The 18327-nt window shown below is 41.7% G+C and carries 11 protein-coding genes, 2 tRNA genes and 3 rRNA genes; 8 read left to right on the top strand and 8 right to left on the bottom strand.

What is annotated here, in order from left to right; translation table 11 throughout:
• Nucleotides 1-17: 17 nt before the first annotated feature.
• From DYH63_RS02065 to DYH63_RS02090, 6 genes are all read right to left on the bottom strand, one after another.
• Nucleotides 18-1445 (bottom strand): CCA tRNA nucleotidyltransferase, encoded by a 1428-nt coding sequence (locus DYH63_RS02065; RefSeq protein WP_116787220.1) that lies wholly within the window; start codon nt 1443-1445, stop codon nt 18-20.
• Complete coding sequence (locus tag DYH63_RS02070) at nt 1445-2044, bottom strand: L-threonylcarbamoyladenylate synthase (RefSeq protein WP_240409049.1); 600 nt, start codon at nt 2042-2044, stop codon at nt 1445-1447. Before DYH63_RS02070 ends, DYH63_RS02065 begins: the two co-directional genes overlap by 1 nt.
• 188 nt (nt 2045-2232) lie before the next feature.
• A complete protein-coding gene (locus DYH63_RS02075) occupies nt 2233-3366 on the bottom strand; it encodes a hypothetical protein (RefSeq protein ID WP_162926894.1) in 1134 nt (377 codons plus the stop codon).
• Nucleotides 3366-4469 carry a DegT/DnrJ/EryC1/StrS family aminotransferase gene (locus DYH63_RS02080; RefSeq protein ID WP_116790719.1) on the bottom strand — a complete coding sequence of 368 codons (1104 nt, stop codon included), beginning with the start codon at nt 4467-4469 and terminating at the stop codon, nt 3366-3368. Before DYH63_RS02080 ends, DYH63_RS02075 begins: the two co-directional genes overlap by 1 nt.
• Before the next feature lie 34 nt (nt 4470-4503).
• Nucleotides 4504-5427, bottom strand: coding sequence for a glycosyltransferase family 2 protein (locus DYH63_RS02085; RefSeq protein WP_116787222.1), 924 nt, complete (start codon nt 5425-5427; stop codon nt 4504-4506).
• A 1-nt stretch (nt 5428) separates the two neighbouring features.
• Entirely contained in the window at nt 5429-6226 is a 798-nt protein-coding gene (locus DYH63_RS02090; protein ID WP_116787223.1) for a glycosyltransferase family 2 protein, read from the bottom strand.
• 172 nt (nt 6227-6398) lie between these two features.
• On the opposite strand from DYH63_RS02090, the gene DYH63_RS02095 reads away from it, so the two are divergent.
• Both DYH63_RS02095 and DYH63_RS02100 read left to right on the top strand, forming a co-directional pair.
• The gene (locus DYH63_RS02095) at nt 6399-7166 is read left to right on the top strand and encodes a protein kinase family protein (protein ID WP_116787224.1); all 768 of its coding nucleotides are present in this window, start codon (nt 6399-6401) and stop codon (nt 7164-7166) included.
• A gap of 82 nt (nt 7167-7248) precedes the next feature.
• A complete protein-coding gene (locus DYH63_RS02100; protein ID WP_369692814.1) occupies nt 7249-8079 on the top strand; it encodes a glycosyltransferase family 2 protein in 831 nt (276 codons plus the stop codon).
• A 338-nt stretch (nt 8080-8417) separates the two neighbouring features.
• On the opposite strand, the gene DYH63_RS02105 is transcribed toward DYH63_RS02100, so the two are convergent.
• A complete protein-coding gene (locus DYH63_RS02105; RefSeq protein WP_116787226.1) occupies nt 8418-10256 on the bottom strand; it encodes a glycosyltransferase in 1839 nt (612 codons plus the stop codon).
• A 9-nt stretch (nt 10257-10265) separates the two neighbouring features.
• Complete coding sequence (locus DYH63_RS02110; RefSeq protein WP_116787227.1) at nt 10266-11081, bottom strand: 2,3,4,5-tetrahydropyridine-2,6-dicarboxylate N-succinyltransferase; 816 nt, start codon at nt 11079-11081, stop codon at nt 10266-10268.
• A gap of 138 nt (nt 11082-11219) precedes the next feature.
• Here DYH63_RS02110 and DYH63_RS02115 point away from each other — a divergent pair, with 138 nt between their 5' ends.
• From DYH63_RS02115 to rrf, 6 genes are all read left to right on the top strand, one after another.
• Complete coding sequence (locus tag DYH63_RS02115; RefSeq protein ID WP_116787228.1) at nt 11220-11954, top strand: class I SAM-dependent methyltransferase; 735 nt, start codon at nt 11220-11222, stop codon at nt 11952-11954.
• 1044 nt (nt 11955-12998) lie between these two features.
• Nucleotides 12999-14514 (top strand): 16S ribosomal RNA (locus DYH63_RS02120).
• A gap of 105 nt (nt 14515-14619) precedes the next feature.
• Nucleotides 14620-14693, top strand: a tRNA-Ile gene (locus tag DYH63_RS02125).
• A 93-nt stretch (nt 14694-14786) separates the two neighbouring features.
• A tRNA-Ala gene (locus DYH63_RS02130) sits at nt 14787-14860 on the top strand.
• Between the two features lie 220 nt (nt 14861-15080).
• Nucleotides 15081-17960, top strand: a 23S ribosomal RNA gene (locus DYH63_RS02135).
• Between the two features lie 149 nt (nt 17961-18109).
• Nucleotides 18110-18218: ribosomal RNA gene (gene rrf, locus DYH63_RS02140) — 5S ribosomal RNA — on the top strand.
• The 16S, 23S and 5S rRNA genes sit together here with 2 tRNA genes alongside, the layout of an rRNA operon.
• Nucleotides 18219-18327: the final 109 nt, after the last annotated feature.

Genomic DNA, 18327 nt, shown 5'->3' on the forward strand with positions numbered 1-18327 from the left:
AAACACAAAACAACAAACTAAGCTGGCTGAAGGCCAAGCTTAAGTGCCCGTACCATCATAAAATCATGGGCTGCCTGGTACTCGTTTGGTATTTCGCCTTCCAGTATCGCTTCTTTAATGGCTTCTTTTAAAATCCCAATTTCTCGTGAAGGCTTGATATTGAATATCTCCATGATCTCTTCGCCGGTAATGGGCGGCTGAAAATTGCGTACATGGTCGCGCTCCTCAACCTCTACAATCTTTTGGCGGACGATCTTAAAGTTATTGTGGTATTTTTTAAACTTGTTAGGGTTCTTGGTGGTAATGTCAGCTTCACAAAGCGTCATCAGGCTGTCAATGTCCTCACCGGCATCAAACACCAGCCTGCGCACGGCACTGTCTGTCACAATATCCTGTGCCAGTACAATAGGTCGGGAGCTAAGCATCACCATTTTAGATACAAACTTCATTTTTTGGTTCAGCGGCATGTGCAGGCGTTCAAACAGTTTTTTGACCATCTTTCCACCCAAAAACTCATGCCCGTGAAACGTCCATCCCTGTTTTTTATGGAAGCGCTTTGTAGGCGCTTTGCCTATGTCGTGTAATAATGCCGACCAACGCAGCCATACATCATCTGTGTTTGGGGCAATGTTATCTACTACCTCAAGCGTATGGAAAAAATTGTCCTTATGCGTTTGGCCTTCCACCTCTTCAACACCTTGTAATGCTGTAAGTTCAGGTAAGATGATGTGTAATAATCCGGTTTGGTGTAGCAGTTTAAATCCAACCGACGGCACCGGGGTAGACAGTATCTTGTTAAGCTCGTCTACAATGCGCTCGCCGGTAATTATCTTTATGCGTTCTTTATTTCTGCTTATGGCCTCTAGCGATTCAGCTTCAATGGTAAAGCCCAGCTGTGTGGCAAAGCGTATGGCGCGCATCATGCGTAGCGGGTCATCACTATATGTAATATCCGGATCTAAAGGTGTACGGATGATTTTGTTTTTAAGGTCTTCAACGCCATTAAACGGGTCTACCAGTGCGCCAAAGTTATCTTTGCCCAGTGATAGTGCCAGTGCATTAATGGTAAAATCGCGACGATTTTGGTCATCTTCAAGCGTGCCGGTTTCCACCAGTGGGTTACGGCTGTCTGCACGGTAACTCTCTTTACGTGCGCCAACAAACTCTATATCTATATCTTCATAACGCAGCATGGCGGTGCCATAGGTTTTAAAAACCTGTACTTTTGGCTTATGTTTTATGAGCGAAGACACTTTTTGGGCAAGGTCTATACCGCTGCCCACGGCTACAATATCAATGTCTTTTTTAAAATCGCGCTGCAATAAAAAATCACGCACAAAACCACCTATTACGTAGCTGTCTACGCTAAGGTTAGCGGCAGCTTCGGCAGTAATTTCAAAAATTTTATTAGTAAGTGCTTCTTTGTATGAAGTGTTGTTTTCCATTATCGTATCACTTTTACTGTCATATCGTTGCCCAGCTTGATGATGGACGACGGTATGGCGGCAATTTTTTCGTGGTGCAAATTTACGATATAGTCTACACCGTCCAAAATATGATGGTCAATTTCTTTAAAACGGGTAGGGGTAGGCATCCCGCTGATGTTAGCCGATGTAGAAACCAAAGGTTTTTTCATGCGTTCCATCAACTTAAAGCAAAAAGGCTCCTTAACCAGGCGAACCCCCAGGGTTTTATCTGGTGCAATAAGGTTAGGTGCCACATTACGCGGATTGTCTAATATTAGTGTAGTAGGCTTTTCGGCAAGATCAAGTATTTGCCAGGCCGTTTCAGGTATATTATTAAAAACCTGGTACATCATACGGTCGCTGTTCATTAGCACGATCATGCTCTTGCTTTCTTCGCGTTGCTTAAGCTCGTATATTTTCTTTATGGCTTCAGGGTTGGTTGCGTCGCAGCCTATCCCCCAAACGGTATCGGTAGGGTAAAGAACAATACCGCCGTTCTTTATAGCTTCGTAAGCGTTGTGTACTTCCTGGTTTATGAGGTCTTGCTCACTCATGTTCATTCTGTCTAATGGATGCATGACATTCTATTTTAAGGCAAAATTACTTCTTTTTAAATTGGGAATAAAGCGAATAGTGTATACTTTGAAGTATTGTAATATAAAACTGTTCAAGGCCGCTACAATTGTCTTTACTTCATCTTGTGTAGGTACAAGGCTTTTTAACAGCTTTAAGATCGCTGTTTACTGCAATTTACACCGGGTTTTGCTTATTGTTTTGCAGTTATTTTATTTTCAACAAGCATATAACGTTTCTGTTCTTGTTCGTTAAAAGCTTCAACACGCAATAGATCTTCGTTAACCGTGATTATTAACTCAGTTATCCCGGATATTGGTTCATTGCTAACATCTTCCCAAACATGTTTTAATGTTTTCATGTCTCTCCCCATTTTCTTACCATGCACTAATACCATTGGCACGCTCAGTTTGCCTTTAAATTTAAGCTCTAACTGACGGTTCTTAAAATCAAGGGCAGCTTCTAAAAACTGGTACTCAAATGATGCCTTTTTATTTAGTGCATTATCTTGTGGTAAAATAATGCCGGAAGGAAAAATAAAGGTTTCTTTTTCAGGGGCATTGCCTTTTATTTGTAAGATGCGCATCTTATCGATGGTTTCTTCTACCCCATTTGTGAAAACACCCGAAGTGCGGAAAAAATTTTTTAGTTTTCGTGATGCTTTTTGCTCGTCCTTGTCCTTTAAAAAAGTAGTATAAATGGCATCTTTTACATTTACGTTTTTTTCTCTGAATATTGCTATCAGTTCTTTTACAGAATCTTCTTTAGGATACGGAAGCTTCAACTTCATTGCTTTATTTACAGCATCTGTAAATACGTGCACAGGTGTTTTCCCCTTAACGTCTTCTAGCATTATGTTTAATGTATTAGCTATTACCTGAGCGTCATCGAGGTTTATAATAATTATGGCTTCATCAAAATATTCTTTTTTGGTATATTTTAAATTCTCCGGCGAAAAATAAGGAATGTAGGCTCTTATTGGTAATTTATAATCAGCTAAATATTGCTGTGTTAAAATTCCCCTGGATATTTTTCCTGCCTGCGCAAAGTTCATACTTATACTGTCGGTGTTTGGCAATAAAGCAGTGTAGGGTGAGCGGCTTATTATTGAAAATGAATAAAAACCGGCATCACTTTTACTGCTCTTAGAAAATTGGAAATCATAAATAAAGGCTTTACCAAAGGCTGACTCAATCCAGTTTTTAATTACGGGCATGTTTGTAGGATAATTGTCTCCCGGTGTAATGTTCATTGCCACTGTTAGCCTGCTTTGGGCTAATATTGGGAATGAGCACATTAGTAGTAATATGAGCCTGAATTTTAGCATTATAAATACTTATTTAAAACTTCAACTATCTTTTCTACTTCATCTGGTGTAAGTACCGGGCTTATAGGTAGGCTCAGCACTTCGTTATGTATTGCCTCTGTTATAGGGAAACTCAGGTGGGCATACTCAATGTAAGCCTCCTGCTTATATAACGGAATGGGGTAATGTATAAGGGTTTGTATGCTGTTTTCAGTCAGATACTGTTGCAGCCTGTCGCGCTCTGCCGTGCGGATTACAAACAAATGCCATACGTGCTCAGCTGTATCTACAGGAACTTTAGGCAAAACAATAAGCGGATTCGTAATATGCTGGCTATAATATGTGGCAATTTCACGCCTGCGTTCATTTTCGATATCCAGGTGTTTAAGCTTTTCATCCAGTACAGCTGCCTGTATCTCATCCAGTCGGGAGTTAAGCCCTTTGTACTGGTTTACATATTTAGTTTCAGAACCATAATTAGCAAGCGCACGGATGGCTTTTGCTAATCCGTCATCATTTGTAGTAACTGCACCACCATCGCCCAACGCGCCAAGGTTTTTGCCGGGGTAAAAGCTAAATCCTGCTGCATCGCCCAGGTTGCCGGTTTTAATACCATTGTGTGTTACGCCTATGGCCTGCGCATTATCTTCTATGATCTTAAAATTGTACTTTTGAGACATTGCTTTTAGCGTATCGCTAAAAATAGCCTGCCCATACAGGTGTACCAGCATTACAGCCTTGCACTTTCCGGACATTGCTGCTTCAATCTTCGTTATGTCGATATTAAAGGTATCGGCATCAGGCTCTACAAAAACAGGAACCAGGTTATTATCGGTTATAGCCAGTACCGATGCTATATAGGTATTGGCAGGAACAATAACTTCGTCACCGGGCTGCATTACTCCTAATTCTATGTACGCTTTAAATATAAGGCGTAAGGCATCAAGGCCATTTGCAACGCCTATAGTATGTTTTGACCCAATATAGGCCGAAAGGTTATGTTCAAACTGCTTTACTTCTTCGCCCAGTAAGTACCAGCCACTCCTGAATGTTTTTAGCATACGGGCTTCAATGGCTTGCTGGTGGGCAAGGTTTATTTTTTGCAGGTCGAGAAATTTTATCATAGCGGCCGTATTTTTAGCCTGTAAATTTCGGTAATTATTTTTCTGCAATAACCTGTTTCAGCTTTAAAGATGAAGATAGTGGCGCACCTTTTAACAGTAACCAAAATAAAGACCAGTATCTGGGTTTAGCCAGGCTGCTAAAAAAGTATTTAATAATAAGGTATATATGCACTATAAAACGCCCGGATGCGCCATAATGCTTACCCATAACATACAGTGCAGATATTTTAAGCTCTTTTTTAATAGCAAGGCTTTTCTCTGTACTACCGCCGTGATAATGAATAAATTCTGCTTCGGGGATAAGGTAGGCTGCTTTGCCTTTAGCGTTTAGTCTTTTACAAAGGTCGGTTTCCTCATAATATAGAAAAATATTAGTGTCAAAACCGCCCACAGCATTAAAGTCTGCCGCACGCACAAACATAAAACTGCCCGGTATGTAGTTTACTTTAACGGGGCTAGTGTATGTTTTTTTTCTTTTCGGATACATTTTTGGGTTTATTGCCTCAAGTACATTCCGGCCAAACAGTTCGCGGGCAGGAGATGAAAAATGATCCAGCGATACCATAAACTTATCTTCGCCCGTGTAGGCCTGGGGCCCGGTAATGCCATAAGATGCATTTGTATCCATAGCATTTTTAAGTATGCTAAGGCAGTCGTTTTTAAAAACAGTATCATTATTAATAAAGGCATAGTATTTTGCATCTGCATAATGCACGCCTGTCATGTTACCTCCACCAAAGCCTGTGTTAATGCGGCTACGCACCAGCTTAAGGTTTTCAAAATCTATTGTTTTAAGCCCCAGTTGCAGGGCGTGGTAATCTTCATCTTTAGAGCAGTTATCTACTACTACGATCTGGTAATTAAGCTTAGCCGGTGTTTTTTGAACTACAGATGCAATACATTCTATAGTAAGACGGCTGCTGTTATAATTTATTAAAATAACTGCAATATCAAACATGCTATAAATATTGGTTAATGCCCTTTTCTATAAAAGTGAGCTTTTTAAGTCGTGTTTCATCTTCAACCGCAAAATTTTGATTTACGTGCAGTTTGCATTGGTCAGGATGATAAATATGATAAGCAATGCCTACGTGTTTAAGTCTTCGGCCCTTTATGCCAAAGTTGTGCATGCGTTCTATAAGCTCAGAATCGTCCTGCCCCCAGCCCGTAAGGGCTTCGTTAAACCCATTTACGGCAATAAAATCTTTTCTCCAAAAACTCATGTTGCAGCCCCTTAGCTTGCGCGAACGCTTGTCTTCCTGTTTTTGAAAGAGCATAAATATCGGCAAACGCAGTGCGCGTGTACGTTTTTTTATATTGGCATCAAAAAAGCCAAAGCTGATAAGCTTTTTCTTGAATAATTCAGGAAGCTTTTCTTTAAGCAGGTTTACACGCGATCCAAACAAATATTGGCCTTGCTTTGCAAACCTAAGATGGTCTCTTATAAAATGGGGGTGGATAATAATATCTCCGTCTATCTCTACAATATAGTCACAGCAGGCCTTCGCAATGGCTTTGTTCATTATTACAGGTTTACGGTTTTTTATATCTTCATGCCAGATATGGATGAGAGGTACCGGAAAATCCTGACGCAGTTTTTCTATGAGCTGCCTTGTATCTTCGCGCGATCCGTCATCTGCCACAATAACCTCATTTGGCAGCAGGGTTTGGTTCTTTACGCTCAGCAATAACAGTTCAAGAGCTTCCGGCCAATTGTAGGTGGGAGTAACCAAAGTACAGGTGGGCAGCTGTTTCATATTGTTATTCAGGATTAGAGATTTACTGCAAAGAAGAGTAAAATAAATCATTTTTGCAAAAATGAGATTTAAATGTTTCTTACCTGTATAATAATATGAAAATATTGTTATGTTTTAACGTTAGACAAAGACCCTAAAAAAAACGTACTTTTGTAAAAAAGAACGTTAGTTAATGAATACAGTAATAGCACCAGCTTTTGCTAATAAAGCCAGTGAAATAGAGCATTGCATAACCCATTTTGATACATACGGAGAGGTATTTGTAAAAGGCAGGCGCAACACAATAAAAACATATCCGCTGGGCGAAATAACCGTTAATGTAAAATCATTCAGGGTACCGCCTTTCTTTAACCAGATAGCATATCGTTTTTTTAGAAAATCTAAAGCCAGGAGGTCTTATGAGTATGCTAATGTTTTATTAAAAATGGGTATAGGTACACCGCTGCCCATTGCTTATTTTGAACATACAAAGGCGCTTACTTTTAAAGATAGTTATTATATGAGCGAGCACCTTACGCCCGATCTTACTTTTAGGGAGCTTACAGAAATACCGGATTATCCTGAGCACGAAATTATACTAAGGCAGTTTACCCGCTTTACATTTATGTTGCATGAAAAAGGGGTGGAGTTTAAAGACCATACCCCCGGTAATACGCTTATAAAAAAAACGGGGCCCGGGCAGTACTCTTTTTATCTGGTAGATCTTAACCGGATGACGTTTCATACAGCGCCCATGTCTTTAGAAAAACGCATATTAAACATGGCTAAGCTTACACCGCTTACACCGCTTATAAAAGTAATGAGTAATGAATATGCTTTACTCTCAGGCGAACCCTACGACCGCGTTTTTGGGCTACTGGCAAAGCACGCACAGCATTTTAACAGCAGGTTTCATCGTAAGCGGGCTTTTAAACGCGCTATAGGCCTTAGGAAAAAGTAGTATATTTGCATCCGGAAAGCGGCTAAGCATCTGAGCATCTAAGTGGGTCAGCAGCTTAGCAGCTCACAAACTAAAAATGAAAATGAAAATATCTGTAATTGTAAGTACCTATAATGCTGAGCGCTGGCTCGAAAAAGTATTGATAGGTTACAGCAACCAAACGTATAAAGATTTTGAACTTATTATTGCCGATGACGGTTCACGCCCTTCTACAAAAGAGCTGATAGACCGTTATGCGGCTAATTATCCGGTGCCGGTGCGCCACCTTTGGCATGAAGACAAAGGCTACCGCCGCCAGGAAATTCTCAATATAGCCATTATTGAGGCTGCTAACGAATACATCATCATGACTGATGGTGATTGTGTACCTCGTAAAGATTTTATAGAAGTACACGCTAAGCTGGCTGAAAAAGGCCGTTTCCTTTCTGGAGGTTATTGTAAGCTTACCATGAAAACCAGCGAAGCCCTAACGGAAGACGATATACTGAGCGGGCGTTGTTTTGATGCCAACTGGCTTAAAAAAATTGACAAACTGGGCTTTAGCCAAAGGCTTAAATTATCTTCTGGCCCTGTGTTAGGTGCGGTACTTGATACTGTTACACCTACAAATCCATCATTCAATAATTGTAACTCAAGCGGCTATCGCGAAGATATGATTGCTATAAACGGCTATGATGAGCGTATGAAGTATGGTGGGCCTGATCGTGAGTTTGGCGAACGCCTCGAAAATCATGGCGTTAAGGGTAAGCAAATACGACACAAAGCGGTGTGCCTGCACCTGGATCATGCACGTGGTTATAAAACGCCTGAATCTCTGGCTGCTAACCTTGCAATTCGTAAAGAAGTAAAAGAGAAAAAAATAAACTGGACTCCTTATGGTATTGTTAAGGAGGCGGGAGTAACTGTTGAATAAATAGTAACTTTCATTAAAATAATAACAGCTTGTCTTAAAAAAGGCAGGCTGTTTTTTTTTGCGCTAATACCGGGCTTGAAGAGTATCAGGAGAATTTTACAAGGTATTTTTTACGACGTAGTGCACGAAATCTTTCAACAAAGCGATATGAATATTTCCTTTTAAGAATACGAAGAACACAAAGCTTTGTGGCCTTCCGTCGAAGGCGGCTTTTCATAGTGAACTTTGTGAAAATCATTGTGTGCCTTGTGGTGAAACTTATACAAGTAAGAATTATCAAAAGGTGTTTCCAAACTGTATCTTCTGTGCTAAAAATATTTTAGATTGAAAAAACGCTCTTATTCTATATAAGTAGATGGTACAACAATATTTTCTTCAATAAATAACGCAAGTTTATCTTTAAAAAGGTCAAGTTGCAGCTTCTTATACAACTCTAAGGCCTCTTCTTTAAACTCTTTAGGGTGTTTGCCGGCATATATCTCCGGATAAAAATCCTGAAGGTGCACTGCCGTATGCTTATTAGTTTCTGTAAGCATATCCCACGATCCCTTATTTATCCATGGAGAAAACAACGTAAATGTAGGTATATTAAGTGCCTTAGCCATATTTACGGCACCACCTTCATTGCCTATAAGTGCAGTGCATTGAGATAATACAGCAATCATTTGTCGAAGGTCGCCTAAATACAGGTCTAATAATATACGTTGCTGTGTTTGCGGCTTGCAAAAGTTAAAAATTTCCTTTGCTTTATCAGCTTGTTTAGGCAGGTAATTAAATAAAAGCTGAGCATTAGAATTTTCAGCAACAAAATCAGCAATTTTAGCCATTTCCTCTGCCGGAAGGCTCTTAATGTCATCACTACCCATTACGCTAAGCATAATTACAGGCAGGTTTGTATTTATTTTTTCTGATAAAAGCTTTTGGGCAGCTTCAATTTCCTGTTGTTCAAGATAAATTTTTGGAAACTCCGCAGGAAGATCAGTACCTGTATAGGCTTCGGCAAGCTGCATTCTATGAACCAGCGCTGAGTTCGAAATACGCCAGTCTGGCTCTACGGTCTTATCATAAAAAAAAGAAGTATACCATTTTCTAAAACCTATAGTCGTTTTTGCACCGGATATAAGCGAAATAATACCGCTTTCCCATTTGCTGTATGCATCTATTACCACATTATAGTGACTTTTGCGTATGGCAAGTGCAAATTTTAGCAATGCAATGCGGCTTTTTCGCTGTGCATCGGTAAAAATTACCAAATGGTCTATGTTTGGGTTGTTTTGTACTACAGGGCGTGTAAAGTCATACACCATATAATCAATCTGCGCTTCAGGATATGTTTCCCTAAGGGTATTGCATATTACGCTGCTGGCTAAAACATCGCCAATCATTTTTTGCTGTATTACCAGTATTTTCTGAGCAGCGTTATTAAGCTCACGTAAATATACATAACGCATATAAACATGATAGCCCAGTATACGTGCTACATCATAACCGCGTTTACCATTTATAAACCCAAGTTTTAATACATAGTATTTAAAAAAACGGAATGCCGGCCTTACCGTAAAATGTAAAATATTGGTACGAACGCCTTCCTGGTAAAATTCTTTAGCCTTAAGGCGCGAATACTGAAGCCTTTTTTGAAGAAAGTCTTCTTTATCTTTAAAAGAATAATGCTCTATGGCATATTTTAGTACGCGGCTTTTTCCGTTAATGGTAAGCTGCTCATGTACCAGCTTATCGCTATAACGGCATTTACTTTTACGGAAAATGCGTGCAGTACGGTCTTCATTAAAATTATTGTTTACTAATGGCCTGCCCTGATAGTAAAATATTCGCTTTACCCAAAAAGCGGCCTCTTCAGGATCGCTTTTTATAACAGCAATAATTTCTTCAACACCTTTTTGCGTAATACGCTCATCGGCATCAAAAAACATTACCCAGTCGTGAGATGCGAGTTCTATAGTATAATTACGTTGCGACGAAAAATCATCAAAGGCACGTTGATAAAAACGCACATGCGGGTATTCCGCCTTTATAATTTCGGGCGTAGCATCTGTACTGTAAGAGTCTACCACAACAATTTCATCTGCAAACGAAATGTTTTCAAGGTACTCCCTTATATTGTGCTCCTCGTTATATACTATTGCAAGGGCTGTTATTTTAGTTGGTTGGCCTTTCATCCGCAATTTTTAAACCGCTACGTCATATTCCCTAAGGGCATTGTTAAGCGAAGTTTTAAGGTCGGTAGACGGCTTGCGTTTCCCTATAATAAGTGCACACGGAACCTGGTATTCGCCCGCTGCAAATTTTTTGGTATAACTTCCGGGTATTACTACGCTGCGCGCAGGTACAACACCTTTCATTTCTACAGGCTCATCGCCGGTAACATCAATAATTTTTGTAGATGCGGTAAGGCACACATTTGCACCAAGCACAGCTTCGGCCTCTACGCGCACACCTTCTACTACTATACAGCGCGATCCTATAAAAGCGCCATCTTCAATAATAACCGGGGCAGCCTGTAAAGGTTCTAATACACCGCCTATACCCACGCCACCGCTAAGGTGCACATTTTTACCTATTTGCGCGCAGCTTCCTACAGTAGCCCATGTGTCTACCATAGTGCCCTCATCTACATAAGCACCTATATTTACATAGCTGGGCATTAATATAACGCCAGATGCTATAAAGGCACCATGCCTGGCAACAGCATTAGGTACTACGCGAATACCTTTTTCTGCATAATTGCGTTTAAGGGGCATTTTATCATGATATTCAAAAATTCCCGACTCAAGCGTCTCCATTTTCTGGATAGGGAAATACATTACAATAGCTTTTTTAACCCATTCATTTACCTGCCATCCACCTTCAATAGGCTCAGCAACACGTAGTTTACCCGTGTCTGTAAGCTCTATAACTTGCCTTATTGCATTTGTGGTTTCTTTGTTTTGTAGCAGGCTGCGGTCGTTCCAGGCCTGTTCTATAATAGTCTGTATATCGTTCATTGTAGTGCAATGGATTTTGGCAAAGATAGTAATCTGATTAAATTTTAGGTGCATTTACGGTAAATATCGACTGATGAGAGGTTAAATTATGGTTTTATTGGCGTTAAACTTTTTATCTTTATAGGATTAAGTTTTTACATGAAAGATAATTTTTCTACTCAGGCGGTAGCCTACGCAACCTACCGGCCTCACTATCCGCAGGAGATGATACAATATATTATGTCGTTTGTTGCAGAACAGCATACTGCTTTAGATCTAGCAACCGGAAATGGGCAGGTTGCGAAAGCGTTAGCGCCTTATTTTGATAAAGTATATGCTACAGATATTAGTGCAAAGCAGCTTGAAAATGCCCAGGCGGCAGATAATATATATTATAGTGTAGGAAGTGCTGAGGAAACGGGCTTCGAAAACAATACTTTTGATCTTGTTACCGTAGCTCAGGCAGTGCACTGGTTTAAGTTTGATACTTTTTATAAAGAAGTAGCGCGTATTTTAAAACCAAATGGGTTGTTTGCAATACTTGGCTACGGTCTTTTGAAAACCAATCCGGATGCAGATGCTCTAATATGGCGACTCTATCGGGATGTACTTGGTGCCTATTGGGATGCCGAGCGTCATTATATAGATGAAAATTATGCCACGATACCTTTCCCGCTACAGGAAATTGAGACTGAAAAGTTTTATAACCGCTTTAACTGGACTTTTGAGCAGCTCGTAGGGTACTTTAATACATGGAGTGCCGTACAACACTATATAAAGGAGCATGGAAAAAATCCTGTGGATAGTATTAAGGAAGAACTTAAGGTAGTTTGGGAAGTTTCAGATAAGCAGGTAACCTTTCCGTTGCTGCTGCGTTTGGGCAGATTCGAATAAATTTACCTTTATATAAAGGAGCGATTACTTCTTAATAGTTTTATAGTAGCTCAATTTATACCTTATATACAGTAATGATATAAAGCATAAAGCACCATATTGCATATATTCCTTTACAAACTCCACAAAATCGTTTCTCAAAACCCTGTTATTTTTGAACAAACACGATCAAAAGAGCCTTTTTAGTTATAAATCATTCAAAAGATAAAAAAACTTCCCCTCCCAACGCCCACGTTAATAGAACGTTAAGATAAAGTTTCAAAAAAGGGGTTTAAAAGGCTTGTAAAAGATAAAAAGAGTTGTAGATTTGCACCCGCATCACAGCAGACGTTCTTTACCACGATGACACTAATAAGGCAGAAGGTTTTTAACCGGAAACCACTTTCAAAAAAAAGTAAAAAAAAGATTAGGAGATAACGAAAAGTTTACTACTTTTGCACCCGCAACTACGGCAAACGATCTTAGCTTCTAAACTTCAGGAAAACCCAGTAAATACTGGTTATCCGCTTCGAAATAAATTTGAAAAAAGTTAGAAAAACATTAGGAGAAGAGAAAAAGTTTACTACTTTTGCACCCGCAACTACGGCGACGTACTTTGAGAGACTGAAACACGAGACGGATTTGAAAAGAAATCATTTACTCATATATGTGAGTTATGAAAAGCCTTTAAAAAAAGCATCGAAAAAAAAGTTTAAAAAAAGCTTGGAATTGAAAAGGAAAAGATAGTATCTTTGCCCTCCCAAACCGCGAGAAGCGGGATAGCTTGAAAAGCGAAACAGACTTTAAAACGAAGTTAAAATAAAGAAAATAAATTTTCAAAAAAAAGCTTGTGAGTTTAAAAAGAAGTTGTAGTTTTGCAGCCGCTTAGAGAATGAGAAGATAAAGAAACAATATTTGAATCTTTAAATTTTAAATCTTTAAATGACAAACAGAAAGACACGTTCATAGACATATTGGATTGACAGCATAAGAGAGAGTAAGACTACTAGCTTTTATTGAATTAAAGAATACCTAGCAACAAAGGTCGTAAAAATATAAAAATATACGATGAAGAGTTTGATCCTGGCTCAGGATGAACGCTAGCGGCAGGCCTAACACATGCAAGTCGAGGGGTAGAAGTCTTCGGACTTTGAGACCGGCGCACGGGTGCGTAACGCGTATGCAATCTACCTTGTACAGGGGGATAGCCCAGAGAAATTTGGATTAATACCCCATAGTATATTTGAGTGGCATCACTTGATTATTAAAGTTCCAACGGTACAAGATGAGCATGCGTCCCATTAGTTAGTTGGTGTGGTAACGGCACACCAAGACAATGATGGGTAGGGGTCCTGAGAGGGAGATCCCCCACACTGGTACTGAGACACGGACCAGACTCCTACGGGAGGCAGCAGTGAGGAATATTGGTCAATGGGCGAGAGCCTGAACCAGCCATGCCGCGTGCAGGATGACGCATCTATGGTGTGTAAACTGCTTTTGTACGGGAAGAAACACTGCTACGTGTAGCAGCTTGACGGTACCGTAAGAATAAGGATCGGCTAACTCCGTGCCAGCAGCCGCGGTAATACGGAGGATCCAAGCGTTATCCGGAATCATTGGGTTTAAAGGGTCCGTAGGCGGTTTTATAAGTCAGTGGTGAAATCCGGCAGCTCAACTGTCGAACTGCCATTGATACTGTAGAACTTGAATTATTGTGAAGTAACTAGAATATGTAGTGTAGCGGTGAAATGCTTAGATATTACATGGAATACCAATTGCGAAGGCAGGTTACTAACAATGGATTGACGCTGATGGACGAAAGCGTGGGGAGCGAACAGGATTAGATACCCTGGTAGTCCACGCCGTAAACGATGGATACTAGCTGTTTGGTCGTAAGGCTGAGTGGCTAAGCGAAAGTGATAAGTATCCCACCTGGGGAGTACGGGCGCAAGCCTGAAACTCAAAGGAATTGACGGGGGCCCGCACAAGCGGTGGAGCATGTGGTTTAATTCGATGATACGCGAGGAACCTTACCAGGGCTTAAATGTAGAGTGACAGGACTGGAAACAGTTTTTTCTTCGGACACTTTACAAGGTGCTGCATGGTTGTCGTCAGCTCGTGCCGTGAGGTGTCAGGTTAAGTCCTATAACGAGCGCAACCCCTGTCGTTAGTTGCCAGCGAGTCATGTCGGGAACTCTAACGAGACTGCCGGTGCAAACCGTGAGGAAGGTGGGGATGACGTCAAATCATCACGGCCCTTACGTCCTGGGCTACACACGTGCTACAATGGCAGGTACAGAGAGCAGCCACTTCGCAAGGAGGAGCGAATCTATAAAGCCTGTCTCAGTTCGGATTGGAGTCTGCAACCCGACTCCATGAAGCTGGAATCGCTAGTAATCGGATATCAGCCATGATCCGGTGAATACGTTCCCGGGCCTTGTACACACCGCCCGTCAAGCCATGGAAGCTGGGGGTACCTGAAGTCGGTGACCGCAAGGAGCTGCCTAGGGTAAAACTGGTAACTGGGGCTAAGTCGTAACAAGGTAGCCGTACCGGAAGGTGCGGCTGGAACACCTCCTTTCTAGAGACACGACCGTTAGGTAAAATTAAAGAAGTAAAGATGAAAACATCTTACTCTCGCTGTTAGTTCAAATAATATAATAAGGAGTAAAAGAGGATATTTTATAGTCTCGTAGCTCAGCTGGTTAGAGTACTACACTGATAATGTAGGGGTCGGCAGTTCGAGTCTGCCCGGGACTACTAATTTTACACTTATTAAAGGAAATTCTGGAGGTTGAGTGCCTTATTAATTGAAATTTGGGATTTGATACTTAGAATTTCAATACAAATAATGGGGGATTAGCTCAGCTGGCTAGAGCGCCTGCCTTGCACGCAGGAGGTCATCGGTTCGACTCCGATATTCTCCACAAATCGATTAGTCGATTTGAAGATTAGATAATTTGAAGATTTATTTTCAAATGGTTGAATTTTCAAATTTTCAAATTGAAAAAAGTTCATTGACATATTGAGATAAGAAAAACAAGAAAAATATAGAAAGCATGTAAAGTGTTGAAATGTTTTAAGAGTTGAAAGTTTAAAAGTTGCAAAACTTTATAACGTTCAACATTATAACTTCAACCGTAAGTACAATAAGCAAAATAAGGGCGTATGGGGGATGCCTGTGGCTCTCAGAGGCGAAGAAGGACGTGATAAGCTGCGAAAAGCTGCGGGGATTGGCACATACGAATTGATCCGCAGATATCCGAATGGGGCAACCCAGTATGTTGAAGACATACTACTCCGATAGGAGGGCAAACCCGCTGAACTGAAACATCTAAGTAGGCGGAGGAGAAGAAAACAAAAGTGATTCCGTAAGTAGTGGCGAGCGAACGCGGAATAGCCCAAACCAAAGTTGTTACGGCAATTTTGGGGTTGTAGGACCACGACATTTGTTGCAAATTGAATTAGAACCATCTGGAAAGTTGGGCCATAGACGGTGATAGCCCGGTATAAGTAAGAGATGTAAATGATAGTGGTATCCTGAGTAGGGCGGGGCACGTGAAACCCTGTCTGAATCTGGCGGGACCATCCGCTAAGGCTAAATACTCCTGAGAGACCGATAGTGAACCAGTACCGTGAGGGAAAGGTGAAAAGAACCGTGAATAACGGAGTGAAATAGATCCTGAAACCATACGCCTACAAGCGGTCGGAGCACCTTTGTGGTGTGACGGCGTGCCTTTTGCATAATGAGCCTACGAGTTACCGTTGCTGGCAAGGATAAGTACTTCAGGTATGGATCCGTAGCGAAAGCGAGTCTTAATAGGGCGCTTTAGTCAGTAATGGTAGACGCGAAACCGTGTGATCTACCCATGGGCAGGATGAAGCTGTGGTAACACACAGTGGAGGTCCGAACCGGTTGACGTTGAAAAGTCTTCGGATGACCTGTGGGTAGGGGTGAAAGGCCAATCAAACTCGGAAATAGCTCGTACTCCCCGAAATGCATTTAGGTGCAGCGCTGGCTTAGTTTATTAGAGGTAGAGCTACTGATTGGATGCGGGGGCTTCACCGCCTACCAATTCCTGACAAACTCCGAATGCTAATAAATGATTACCAGTAGTGAGGGCATGGGTGCTAAGGTCCATGTCCGAGAGGGAAAGAACCCAGACCATCAGCTAAGGTCCCCAAATCTATACTAAGTTGAAAAAACGAGGTTTGTCTGCCCAGACAGCTAGGATGTTGGCTTGGAAGCAGCCATTCATTTAAAGAGTGCGTAACAGCTCACTAGTCGAGCGGACGAGCATGGATAATAATCGGGCATAAGTATAGTACCGAAGCTATGGATTTGTATTATATACAAGTGGTAGGGGAGCATTCTAACAGCGTCGAAGGTGTAATGTGAGTTATGCTGGAGCGGTTAGAAAAGAAAATGTAGGCATAAGTAACGATAAGGGGTGCGAGAAACACCCCCGCCGTAAGACTAAGGTTTCCTCAGCTATGCTAATCAGCTGAGGGTTAGTCGGGACCTAAGGCGAATCCGAAAGGAACAGTCGATGGCCAACGGGTTAATATTCCCGTACTTCTTATAATTGTGATGGGGCGACGGAGTGATGAAAGCACCGCGAACTGACGGAATAGTTCGTTGAAGTACCTAACTATAGGATTTGTAGTCAAATGCGCAGATCCTGGTGAAATACGATAGTACACGGAGCCTTCGGGCAAAGTGATAGTGTGCCTAAGGGCTTCCAAGAAAAACCTCTAAACTTAGATTATAAGAACCCGTACCGTAAACCGACACAGGTAGTCGAGGAGAGTATCCTAAGGCGCTCGAGAGATTCATGGCTAAGGAATTAGGCAAAATAGACCTGTAACTTCGGGAGAAAGGTCGCCAGCAGCAATGCTGGCCGCAGTGAAAAGGTCCAGGCGACTGTTTATCAAAAACACAGGGCTCTGCAAAATCGTAAGATGAAGTATAGGGCCTGACACCTGCCCGGTGCTGGAAGGTTAAGAGGAGATGTTATTTTCGGAGAAGCATTGAATTGAAGCCCCAGTAAACGGCGGCCGTAACTATAACGGTCCTAAGGTAGCGAAATTCCTTGTCGGGTAAGTTCCGACCTGCACGAATGGTGTAACGATCTGGACACTGTCTCAGCCATGAGCTCGGTGAAATTGTAGTATCGGTGAAGATGCCGATTACCCGCAGTGGGACGAAAAGACCCTGTGCACCTTTACTATAGCTTAGTATTGACCTTGGATAATTGATGTGTAGGATAGGTGGGAGACTATGAAGTGGCGTCGCTAGGCGTTGTGGAGTCATTGTTGAAATACCACCCTTTGGTTATCTGAGGCCTAACCCCATATTGTGGGGGACATTGCTTGGTGGGTAGTTTGACTGGGGTGGTCGCCTCCAAAAGAGTAACGGAGGCTTCTAAAGGTTCCCTCAGCACGCTTGGTAACCGTGCGTAGAGTGCAATGGCATAAGGGAGCTTGACTGAGAGACATACAGGTCGATCAGGTACGAAAGTAGAGCATAGTGATCCGGTGGTTCCGCATGGAAGGGCCATCGCTCAAAGGATAAAAGGTACGCCGGGGATAACAGGCTGATCTCCCCCAAGAGCTCATATCGACGGGGGGGTTTGGCACCTCGATGTCGGCTCGTCACATCCTGGGGCTGGAGAAGGTCCCAAGGGTTGGGCTGTTCGCCCATTAAAGTGGCACGCGAGCTGGGTTCAGAACGTCGTGAGACAGTTCGGTCTCTATCTACTGCGGGCGTTAGAAATTTGAGTGGATCTGATTCTAGTACGAGAGGACCGAGTTGGACTGACCTCTAGTGTATCTGTTGTTCCGCCAGGAGCACCGCAGAGTAGCTACGTCGGGAAGGGATAAGCGCTGAAAGCATATAAGCGCGAAACCCACCACAAGATGAGATTTCTTTTAAGGGTCGTGGAAGATGACCACGTTGATAGGCTATAGATGTAAAGGCAGTAATGTCATAGTCGAGTAGTACTAATAACCCGTTAGCTTATGTACGTCTTTCCTGCCCCGCAGGGGGCAGGGAGAACTTTCTAAAAAATAGTACTTGAATTTTTATCTCAGTATGTTAAGATATTGGTTTATGGTTGAATGTTGTTATACTACAGCATCATCAATAAACGCATTGCCCAAAGCAATGAACCTTTTAAGGTGATTATTGCGGCGGGGCTCACCTCTTCCCATCCCGAACAGAGAAGTTAAGCCCGCCTGCGCAGATGGTACTGCATTTTGTGGGAGAGTATGTCATCGCCTTTTTTTAGAAAGCCCTTTACAAGTGTAAAGGGTTTTTTTGTTTTGGTAAAAATCGCTGTAAAGAGAGCACCAATACGGGGATCAATACCAAAAGTTGTGGGATTTACAGATT

The sequence above is a fragment of the Flavobacterium psychrotrophum genome (assembly GCF_003403075.1).
GTDB lineage: Bacteria > Bacteroidota > Bacteroidia > Flavobacteriales > Flavobacteriaceae > Flavobacterium > Flavobacterium psychrotrophum.